This window comes from Streptomyces sp. NPDC056169 (assembly GCF_042268445.1).
GTDB lineage: Bacteria > Actinomycetota > Actinomycetes > Streptomycetales > Streptomycetaceae > Streptomyces.
Map to the genome: position 1 here is coordinate 177,825 of NZ_JBHJUO010000021.1, position 9,942 is coordinate 187,766.

The window sequence follows — 9,942 nt, forward strand, 5'->3', positions numbered from 1 at the left end:
CGGTAGTGGCCCCCGGAAGATGCCGGGTGCTTCGATCGAAGACCGGCCCGCACCCAAGGCGCGTCTCTCCGCCCCGTCGACACCGTCCCCGGCCACACGGGCCCCGGACGCAAAGACGAACACGTAGGAGAAACCACTAGTGGAGAACGAGACCCACTACGCCGAGGCCGTCATCGACAACGGCACCTTCGGTACCCGCACCATCCGCTTCGAGACGGGCCGTCTCGCCAAGCAGGCCGCCGGCTCCGCCGTCGCCTACCTGGACGACGAGACGATGGTCCTCTCCGCGACCACCGCCTCGAAGAAGCCCAAGGACCAGCTGGACTTCTTCCCCCTGACGGTGGACGTCGAGGAGCGGCAGTACGCCGCCGGCAAGATCCCCGGCTCCTTCTTCCGCCGTGAGGGCCGCCCCTCCGAGGACGCGATCCTCACCTGCCGCCTGATCGACCGGCCGCTGCGCCCCTCCTTCAAGAAGGGCCTGCGCAACGAGATCCAGATCGTCGAGACGATCATGGCGCTCAACCCCGACCACCTGTACGACGTGGTCGCGATCAACGCCGCCTCCGCCTCCACGATCCTGGCGGGCCTGCCCTTCTCCGGCCCCATCGGCGCCACCCGTGTCGCCCTGATCAAGGGCCAGTGGGTCGCGTTCCCGACGCACACCGAGCTCGAGGACGCCGTCTTCGACATGGTCGTCGCCGGTCGCGTCCTGGAGGACGGCGACGTCGCGATCATGATGGTCGAGGCCGAGGCCACCGAGAAGACGATCGAGCTCGTCAAGGGCGGCGCCGAGGCGCCGACCGAGGAGGTCGTCGCCGCCGGTCTCGAGGCCGCGAAGCCCTTCATCAAGGCTCTCTGCAAGGCCCAGTCGGACCTCGCCGCCAAGGCCGCCAAGCCCACCGGCGAGTTCCCGGTCTTCCTGGACTACCAGGACGACGTCCTGGAGGCGCTGACCGCCGCCGTCAAGGGTGAGCTCACCAAGGCGCTCACCATCGCCGGCAAGCAGGACCGCGAGGCCGAGCTCGACCGCATCAAGGAGCTCGCCGCCGAGAAGCTCCTCCCGGCCTTCGAGGGCCGCGAGAAGGAGATCGCCGGTGCCTACCGCGCGCTGACCAAGAAGCTGGTCCGCGAGCGCGTCATCAAGGACAAGGTCCGCATCGACGGCCGTGGCCTGACGGACATCCGTACGCTCGCGGCCGAGGTCGAGGCCATCCCGCGCGTGCACGGCTCGGCGCTGTTCGAGCGTGGCGAGACCCAGATCCTGGGCGTCACCACCCTCAACATGCTCCGCATGGAGCAGCAGCTGGACACCCTCTCCCCGGTGACCCGCAAGCGCTACATGCACAACTACAACTTCCCGCCGTACTCCGTCGGCGAGACCGGCCGCGTGGGCTCGCCCAAGCGCCGTGAGATCGGCCACGGCGCGCTCGCCGAGCGCGCCATCGTGCCGGTCCTCCCGACCCGCGAGGAGTTCCCCTACGCGATCCGTCAGGTGTCCGAGGCCCTCGGCTCCAACGGCTCGACGTCCATGGGCTCGGTCTGCGCCTCGACCATGTCGCTGCTGAACGCCGGTGTGCCCCTGAAGGCCGCCGTCGCCGGTATCGCCATGGGCCTGATCTCCGAGGAGATCGACGGCAAGACGCACTACGTCGCCCTCACGGACATCCTCGGCGCCGAGGACGCGTTCGGCGACATGGACTTCAAGGTCGCCGGTACGAAGACCTTCGTCACCGCGCTCCAGCTCGACACCAAGCTCGACGGCATCCCCGCCTCGGTCCTGGCCGCCGCGCTGAAGCAGGCCCGTGACGCGCGTCTGCACATCCTCGACGTGATGAACGAGGCGATCGACGTTCCGGACGAGATGTCCCCGAACGCGCCGCGCATCATCACCGTCAAGATCCCGGTGGACAAGATCGGTGAGGTCATCGGCCCCAAGGGCAAGATGATCAACCAGATCCAGGAGGACACCGGCGCCGACATCACGATCGAGGACGACGGCACCATCTACATCGGTGCCCAGCAGGGCTCGCAGGCCGAGGCCGCCCGCGCCACGATCAACGCGATCGCCAACCCGACCATGCCGGAGGTCGGCGAGCGCTACCTGGGTACGGTCGTCAAGACCACCACCTTCGGTGCGTTCGTCTCCCTGATGCCCGGCAAGGACGGTCTGCTGCACATCTCGCAGATCCGCAAGCTCGCCGGTGGCAAGCGCGTGGAGAACGTCGAGGACGTGCTCGCGATCGGCTCCAAGGTCCAGGTCGAGATCGCCGAGATCGACCAGCGCGGCAAGCTGTCCCTGATCCCCGTCATCGCGGACGAGGACGGCGCTGACGCGAAGGACGACACCGACCAGTGACGTCCCGTAGTTCCGTGACGACGGCCCGCCCCTCTTCGGAGGGGCGGGCCGTCGCCCGTACCCAAACGCTTCTCCCGGGCAAGGACGGCATCGGCACGGTCCGGCGCACGACCCTCCCCGGCGGCCTCCGGATCGTCACCGAGACCCTCCCCTCCGTGCGCTCCGCCACCTTCGGCATCTGGGCCCACGTCGGCTCGCGGGACGAGACCCCGAGTCTCAACGGTGCGACCCACTACCTGGAGCACCTCCTCTTCAAGGGCACCCACAAGCGGTCCGCCCTCGACATCTCCTCCGCGATCGACGCGGTCGGCGGCGAGATGAACGCCTTCACGGCGAAGGAGTACACCTGCTACTACGCCCGGGTCCTCGACACCGACCTGCCGCTGGCGATCGACGTCGTCTGCGACATGCTCACCGGCGCGCTCGTCCTCGAAGAGGACGTGGACGCCGAGCGGGGAGTCATCCTCGAAGAGATCGCGATGACCGAGGACGACCCCGGCGACGTCGTGCACGACCTGTTCGCGCAGACGATGTTCGGCGACACCCCGCTGGGCCGCCCGGTCCTCGGCACCGTCGACACGGTCAACGCCCTCACCCGCGGCCAGATCGCCCGCTTCTACAAGAAGCACTACGACCCGACCCACCTGGTCGTCGCCGCCGCGGGCAACGTCGACCACGCCACGGTGGTACGCCAGGTCCGCCGCGCCTTCGAGAAGGCCGGCGCCCTGACCCGTACCGACGCCGTCCCCGTCGCCCCCCGCGACGGCCGGCGCACCCTCCGCACGGCGGGCCGCGTCGAGCACCTGAACCGCAGGACCGAGCAGGCCCACGTGGTTCTCGGCATGCCGGGACTTGCCCGCACCGACGAGCGCCGCTGGGCCCTCGGCGTGCTGAACACCGCCCTCGGCGGCGGCATGTCCTCCCGCCTCTTCCAGGAGGTCCGCGAGAAGCGCGGCCTGGCCTACAGCGTGTACTCGTACACCTCGGGCTTCGCCGACTGCGGCCTCTTCGGGGTGTACGCGGGCTGCCGCCCCAACCAGGTCCACGACGTGCTGCGGATCTGCCGGGACGAGCTCGACAAGGTCGCCTCCGAGGGCCTCACGGACGAGGAGATCGTCCGCGCTGTCGGCCAGCTCCGCGGCTCGACCGTCCTCGGCCTCGAGGACACCGGCGCCCTCATGAACCGCATCGGCAAGAGCGAGCTCTGCTGGGGCACCCAGATGTCGGTCGACGACATGCTCACCCGGATCGCCGAGGTCACCCCGGACGACGTCCGGGCCGTCGCCCGCGATGTACTGGACCAGCGGCCCTCCCTGTCGGTGATAGGACCGCTGAAGGACAAGCAGGCGGACCGCCTCCATCAAGCGGTCTCCTGATACCGAGCCCTTTTAAGGAAGATCAATGAGCAAGCTGCGCGTGGCGGTCCTCGGAGCCCAGGGCCGTATCGGTTCCGAGGCGGTCAGGGCCGTCGAGGCCGCCGAGGACATGGAACTGGTCGCCGCCCTCGGCCGGGGCGACAAGCTGGAGACGCTCACCGAGGCGGGCGCCCAGGTCGTCGTCGAGCTGACCACCCCCGGCTCGGTGATGGACAACCTCGACTTCTGCGTGCGCCACGGCATCCACGCGGTCGTCGGCACCACCGGCTGGACCGAGGAGCGCCTCGCGCAGCTGCGGACCTGGCTCGCGGCCTCTCCGGAGACCGGTGTCCTCATCGCGCCGAACTTCTCCATCGGCGCGGTCCTCACCATGAAGTTCGCCCAGATCGCGGCCCCGTACTTCGAGTCGGTCGAGGTCGTCGAGCTGCACCACCCGCACAAGGTGGACGCCCCCTCGGGCACCGCCACGCGTACCGCTCAGCTGATCGCCGCGGCCCGCGCCGGGGCCGGGCTCGGCGCCCAGCCGGACTCCACCGCGACGGGCCTCGAAGGGGCCCGCGGCGCCGACGTCGACGGCGTCCGCGTCCACTCCGTACGCCTGTCGGGTCTCCTCGCCCACCAGGAGGTCCTGCTGGGCGGCGAGGGCGAGACCCTCACGGTCCGCCACGACTCGCTGCACCACTCCAGCTTCATGCCGGGCATCCTCCTGGGCGCCCGCCGCGTGACCACCGCCCCGGGCCTCACCTTCGGCCTGGAACACTTCCTGGACCTGGGCTGACGGCGATGGGCGGAAAGATCACGTACGTCTTCCTCGCCACCGTCCTCGTCCTCGTCTTCGGCGTGGTGGCGATGGAGGGCGTGCTCCTGCTCCTGACGGGCGAGCCGGCGGCCATGGGCATGGGAGCGGTGGCGTTCCTGCTGCCGGCCGTGGGCGGCTGGTTCCTCTGGCAGAACACCCGGTTCGCCCGGCGGGCGGGCCGCCTCGCCACCGAGCTGGAGGCGGAGGGCGGCCTGCCCGTCGACGAGCTGAAGCGCACCGAGGGCGGCCGGATCGACCGCGACTCGGCCGACGAGGTCTTCGCCCGGCGCAAGGCCGAGACGGAGGACACCCCGGAGGACTGGCGCTGCTGGTTCCGGCTCGCGGTCGCCTACCACGACGCCCGCGACACCCCGAGGGCCCGCAAGGCGATGCAGCGGGCCATCGCCCTCCACGAGGGACGTACGGTCAGCGCGTAGCGGCCGGGACGACGCCGTACTCGGCGTTCCAGGCCTCGACCGTGTCGGCCGCGCGGTCGAAGGCCTCGACGCGGGAGAGGAAGTCGGCACTGTGGTCGGTGAGCAGCAGCAGCTGCTCACCACCCTGCCGGCCGAGCACCAGGGCCTGGCCCTGGACGGTGCGGGGGAGTCCCAGCCAGCGCACCGGCTGCTGCACGGTCCGTACGGACGTCACCTTCGCCCACGGCACGGTGACGGTCCGCAGGAAGCCCACGCGCCGCACCCCGGCCCGGCTCACCCAGGTGCCCACGCGGAGCATCCGCAGCGAGGCGAGGATCACGAGCACGGCGATCACGAGCGTCACCGCGGCGGCGCCGAAGCCCCCGGCGGCGACGATGATCACGGCGGCGAGCAGCACGAACGAGGCCAGCAGCAGCGCCAGCGCCGCGGCTCCGACACGCCACGACCCCGGCCTGTACGGACGACGCCACTGATCGTGGTCGTCGAACGGCAGGGCGACGTGGTCGGTCGTGTCAAAAGCACGGTCGGCCGTCAGGAAGGGCAGGGGCACGACAGTTCCTCACTCACAAGCACGCTCGAAGGGGCAGTGCCCGGTGAGGCTACCTCAGCGGTTGTCGGAGGCTTCGGACTGCTGCTGATGAGTGGCGGCGTCCCCCGACTGGAGCGAGGGCATCCCGAAGATCAGCGACCCGGCGAGCCCGGCCACGACGGTCAGTCCGATCAGGGTACGACCCACGATCTGCGAGGCGCTGAGGCGCTCCCGGGGTGGCGGAGTGACGTTACTGCGGAAGTGGTCGGCCTCCGCGACGAACGCGAACGGTACGGCCTCTCTCCGGCGGAACATCAGGGCCACTCTCCTCTGTCGTCGTGTCTGCCTTCGTGGTGCTTCACCGGTACAGACGAGAGAACCGACGCTTTGGTGCCCTATTTCACCAAAGCGGCCGAATCTCATCCTCGGGTAGGACGTCGTCGGGATGACGTGAGGACGTCGTTAGAGTGGGCGCTGCAACAGCCGACTGGAAGGACCGCTGGTGACCGACACCCCCACCGAGAATGTGAAGATCGACTTCCGGAGCGACGTCACCGTTGATCTGGTCAAGAACGCGGCGAGCGACTCCGACGTCCTCTGGGCGGCGCGTGTGTCCACGGCGGGGGAGCAGTCCCTCGAAGAGCTCCAGAAGGACCCGGAGCGCTCCAAGGGCCTGATCAACTACCTGATGCGGGACCGCCACGGCAGCCCGTTCGAGCACAACTCGATGACGTTCTTCATCAGCGCCCCGATCTTCGTGTTCCGTGAGTTCATGCGGCACCGCGTCGGCTGGTCGTACAACGAGGAATCGGGCCGCTACAGGGAGCTCCAGCCGGTCTTCTACGTCCCGGACACCTCCCGCAAGCTGGTCCAGGAGGGCCGCCCCGGCAAGTACGTCTTCGTCGAGGGCACCCAGGAGCAGCACGACGTGGTCAGCCGGACGATGGAGGAGTCGTACCGAACGGCCTACGCCACCTACCAGGAGATGCTGGCCGCCGGCGTCGCCCGCGAGGTCGCCCGTTCCGTCCTCCCCGTCGGCCTCTTCTCCTCGATGTACGCCACGTGCAACGCGCGCTCGCTCATGCACTTCCTGGGCCTGCGCACCCAGCACGAGCTGGCCGCGGTCCCGTCCTTCCCGCAGCGGGAGATCGAGATGGTCGGCGAGAAGATGGAGGAGCACTGGGCCCGGCTGATGCCGCTGACCCACGCCGCCTTCAACAAGAACGGCCGTGTGGCCCCGTAGGGCACACATGTCCGAGCCACTCGCACGAAGTGTCCGTATTGCGGCGTTTCACGAAGTTCATCTAGGCTGATCAAACGGACCCGGCACTGCCTGAACCCCCGAGCAGGCAGTGCCGGGCTCCTCTTCTTCCTGTCCCCCTCAGGGACACCCGGCGCTGAGCAGCGAGTAGCGTGTTACCCATGGCTCCGATCTCCACTCCGCAGACCCCCTTCGGGCGGGTCCTCACCGCCATGGTCACGCCCTTCACGGCGGACGGCGCACTCGACCTCGACGGTGCCCAGCGACTGGCCACCCATCTGGTGGACGCAGGCAACGACGGCCTCGTCGTCAACGGCACCACCGGCGAGTCCCCCACCACCAGCGACGCGGAGAAATCGGAGCTGGTACGAGCTGTGCTGGAGGCGGTCGGAGACCGCGCGCACATCGTGGCCGGCATCGGCACCAACGACACCCACCACTCCCTCGAACTGGCCCGTACCGCGGAGCGCGACGGCGCCCACGGCCTGCTCGCCGTGACGCCGTACTACAACAAGCCCTCGCAGGAGGGCCTCTACCGGCACTTCTCGGCCATCGCCGACGCCACCGAGCTCCCGGTCATGCTCTACGACATCCCCGGCCGCAGCGGCGTCCCGATCGACACCGAGACGATCGTCCGCCTCGCCGAGCACCCCCGGATCGTCGCCAACAAGGACGCCAAGGGCGACCTCGGCCGCGCCAGCTGGGCCATCGCCCGCTCCGGCCTCGCCTGGTACTCCGGCGACGACATGCTCAACCTGCCGCTGCTCTCCGTGGGCGCCTGCGGCTTCGTCTCGGTCGTCGGCCACATCGTCACCCCCGACCTCCGCGCCCTCCTCGACGCCCACCTGGGCGGCGAGGTCCAGAAGGCCATCGAGATCCACCAGAAGCTGCTCCCGGTCTACACCGGCATGTTCCGCACCCAGGGCGTCATGACCACCAAGGCCGCCCTCGCCCTCCAGGGCCTCCCGGCCGGCCCGCTGCGCCTCCCGCTCGTGGAGCTCTCCGCCGAGGAGACCGAGCAGCTCAAGGTCGACCTGGCCGCCGGCGGGGTAGAACTCTGACAACGGACTTCACAACTGAACACTGACAACAGCAAGTGCACGAATGTCATGCGCGCCACGTGCCCGAACGGCACGTGGCGCGCGTGGTGAGGAGAGTCTTTTGAGTCATCCGCATCCTGAACTCGGCGCTCCGCCGAAGCTCCCGAAGGGCGCCCTGCGCGTCACCCCGCTCGGCGGGCTCGGCGAGATCGGCCGGAACATGACGGTCTTCGAGTTCGACGGCCGTCTGCTCATCGTCGACTGCGGCGTCCTCTTCCCCGAAGAGGAGCAGCCGGGCGTCGACCTGATCCTGCCCGACTTCACCATCATCCGGGACCGCCTCGACGACATCGAGGGGATCGTGCTCACGCACGGCCACGAGGACCACATCGGTGCCGTCCCCTACCTGCTCCGGCTCAAGCCGGACATCCCGCTCATCGGCTCCAAGCTGACCCTCGCGCTGATCGAGGCCAAGCTCCAGGAGCACCGCATCCGCCCCTACACCCTTGAGGTGAAGGAGGGCGACCGGGAGATCCTGGGTTCGTTCGACTGCGAGTTCATCGCGGTCAACCACTCCATCCCGGACGCGCTCGCGGTGGCCATCCGCACCCCCGCGGGCATGGCCGTCGCCACGGGCGACTTCAAGATGGACCAGCTTCCGCTGGACGGCCGTCTCACCGACCTCCACGCGTTCGCGCGTCTGAGCGAGGAAGGCATCGACCTCCTTCTCTCGGACTCCACGAACGCCGAGGTCCCGGGCTTCGTCCCGCCGGAGAAGGACATCTCCAACGTCCTGCGCACGGTCTTCGCGAACGCCCAGAAGCGCATCATCGTGGCCAGCTTCGCCAGCCACGTGCACCGCATCCAGCAGATCCTCGACGCCGCCCACGAGTACGGCCGCCGGGTCGCCTTCGTCGGCCGCTCGATGGTCCGCAACATGGGCATCGCCCGTGACCTGGGCTACCTGCGCGTCCCGGCCGGCCTCGTCGTCGACGTGAAGACCCTCGACGACCTGCCGGACGACGAGGTCGTGCTGGTCTGCACGGGTTCGCAGGGCGAGCCGATGGCTGCCCTGTCCCGCATGGCCAACCGCGACCACCAGATCCGGATCGTCCCGGGCGACACGGTCATCCTGGCCTCGTCCCTCATCCCGGGCAACGAGAACGCGGTCTACCGCGTGATCAACGGCCTGACCCGCTGGGGCGCGAACGTCGTCCACAAGGGCAACGCCAAGGTCCACGTCTCGGGCCACGCCTCGGCCGGCGAGCTGCTGTACTTCTACAACATCTGCCGCCCGAAGAACCTCATGCCGGTCCACGGCGAATGGCGCCACCTGCGCGCCAACGCCGAGCTCGGCGCGATGACGGGTATCCCCAAGGACCACATCGTCATCGCCGAGGACGGCGTCGTCGTCGACCTCATCGACGGCAAGGCCAAGATCGTCGGCAAGGTCCAGGCGGGTTACGTGTACGTGGACGGCCTCTCGGTCGGCGACGTCACCGAGGCCCACCTCAAGGACCGCCGGATCCTCGGCGACGAGGGCATCATCTCGGTCTTCGTGGTCGTGGACTCCTCGACCGGCAAGATCGTGAGCGGCCCGAACATCCACGCCCGCGGCTCCGGCATCGAGGACTCGGCCTTCGACGCCGTGATCCCCAAGGTCGACCAGGTCCTGAACAAGTCGGCCCAGGACGGCGTCGTCGAACCCCACCAGCTCCAGCAGCTGATCCGCCGCACCGTCGGCAAGTGGGTCTCCGACACCTACCGCAGGCGCCCGATGATCCTCCCGGTCGTCGTCGAGGTCTGAGCCTGACCAGCGCCACACCGGAGCGGGGCCCCTCGATTTGCATCGGGGCGCCCCGCTCCAGTACGTTTACGGCTCCGCCAGACCGGGAAGCCCCGGCGCCGTCGTGCGCCAGAACGGGTGAACGGGAGGCGGAAATACCGACTCAGAACTTCTGATAAAGTCGGAACCGCCGAAAGGCCCCCGGAGTGAAAACAAAAGGGACCGGAAAGCGCCGAGGAAATCGGATCGAAAAGATCTGATAGGCTTCGGAACGAAGGGAAAAGCCCGGAGGAAAGCCCGAGAGGGTGAGTACAAAGGAAGCGTCCGTTCCTTGAGAACTCAACAGCGTGCCAAAAAT

10 protein-coding genes are annotated in these 9,942 nt (G+C 68.9%); 7 read left to right on the forward strand and 3 right to left on the reverse strand.

The genetic code is table 11. The features are described from left to right. Positions 1–139: 139 nt before the first annotated feature. The 4 genes from ACFC0G_RS31605 to ACFC0G_RS31620 are packed head-to-tail and all read left to right on the forward strand — an operon-like array spanning position 140 to position 4,968. Complete coding sequence (locus ACFC0G_RS31605) at positions 140–2,356, forward strand: polyribonucleotide nucleotidyltransferase (protein ID WP_376409777.1); 2,217 nt, start codon at positions 140–142, stop codon at positions 2,354–2,356. Then, positions 2,353–3,732 (forward strand): M16 family metallopeptidase, encoded by a 1,380-nt coding sequence (locus ACFC0G_RS31610; protein ID WP_376409780.1) that lies wholly within the window; start codon positions 2,353–2,355, stop codon positions 3,730–3,732. The genes ACFC0G_RS31605 and ACFC0G_RS31610 overlap by 4 nt, the downstream gene beginning before the upstream one ends. Before the next feature lie 25 nt (positions 3,733–3,757). Next, the gene (gene dapB / locus ACFC0G_RS31615; protein WP_376409783.1) at positions 3,758–4,510 is read left to right on the forward strand and encodes a 4-hydroxy-tetrahydrodipicolinate reductase; all 753 of its coding nucleotides are present in this window, start codon (positions 3,758–3,760) and stop codon (positions 4,508–4,510) included. A gap of 5 nt (positions 4,511–4,515) precedes the next feature. Beyond that, on the forward strand, positions 4,516–4,968 hold the full coding sequence (locus ACFC0G_RS31620; RefSeq protein WP_376409786.1) for a hypothetical protein: 453 nt from the start codon (positions 4,516–4,518) through the stop codon (positions 4,966–4,968). Here the strand turns inward: ACFC0G_RS31620 and ACFC0G_RS31625 are convergent. Together ACFC0G_RS31625 and ACFC0G_RS31630 are read right to left on the reverse strand one after the other, a co-directional pair. Continuing rightward, entirely contained in the window at positions 4,958–5,518 is a 561-nt protein-coding gene (locus tag ACFC0G_RS31625; RefSeq protein WP_376409789.1) for a hypothetical protein, read from the reverse strand. The two genes, ACFC0G_RS31620 and ACFC0G_RS31625, sit on opposite strands and share 11 nt — an antisense overlap. A gap of 54 nt (positions 5,519–5,572) precedes the next feature. After that, the gene (locus ACFC0G_RS31630) at positions 5,573–5,812 is read right to left on the reverse strand and encodes a hypothetical protein (protein WP_150265503.1); all 240 of its coding nucleotides are present in this window, start codon (positions 5,810–5,812) and stop codon (positions 5,573–5,575) included. Positions 5,813–5,999: 187 nt separating this feature from the next. Here ACFC0G_RS31630 and thyX point away from each other — a divergent pair, with 187 nt between their 5' ends. From thyX to ACFC0G_RS31645, 3 genes are all read left to right on the forward strand, one after another. Next, on the forward strand, positions 6,000–6,740 hold the full coding sequence (thyX, locus tag ACFC0G_RS31635; protein WP_376409792.1) for an FAD-dependent thymidylate synthase: 741 nt from the start codon (positions 6,000–6,002) through the stop codon (positions 6,738–6,740). 179 nt (positions 6,741–6,919) lie between these two features. Continuing rightward, positions 6,920–7,819 carry a 4-hydroxy-tetrahydrodipicolinate synthase gene (gene dapA, locus ACFC0G_RS31640; RefSeq protein ID WP_376409795.1) on the forward strand — a complete coding sequence of 300 codons (900 nt, stop codon included), beginning with the start codon at positions 6,920–6,922 and terminating at the stop codon, positions 7,817–7,819. 100 nt (positions 7,820–7,919) lie between these two features. After that, the gene (locus ACFC0G_RS31645) at positions 7,920–9,605 is read left to right on the forward strand and encodes a ribonuclease J (protein ID WP_376409798.1); all 1,686 of its coding nucleotides are present in this window, start codon (positions 7,920–7,922) and stop codon (positions 9,603–9,605) included. A gap of 142 nt (positions 9,606–9,747) precedes the next feature. Here the strand turns inward: ACFC0G_RS31645 and ACFC0G_RS31650 are convergent. Then, on the reverse strand, positions 9,748–9,942 hold a 195-nt coding region (locus ACFC0G_RS31650), incomplete at its 5' end, for a hypothetical protein (protein WP_376409801.1).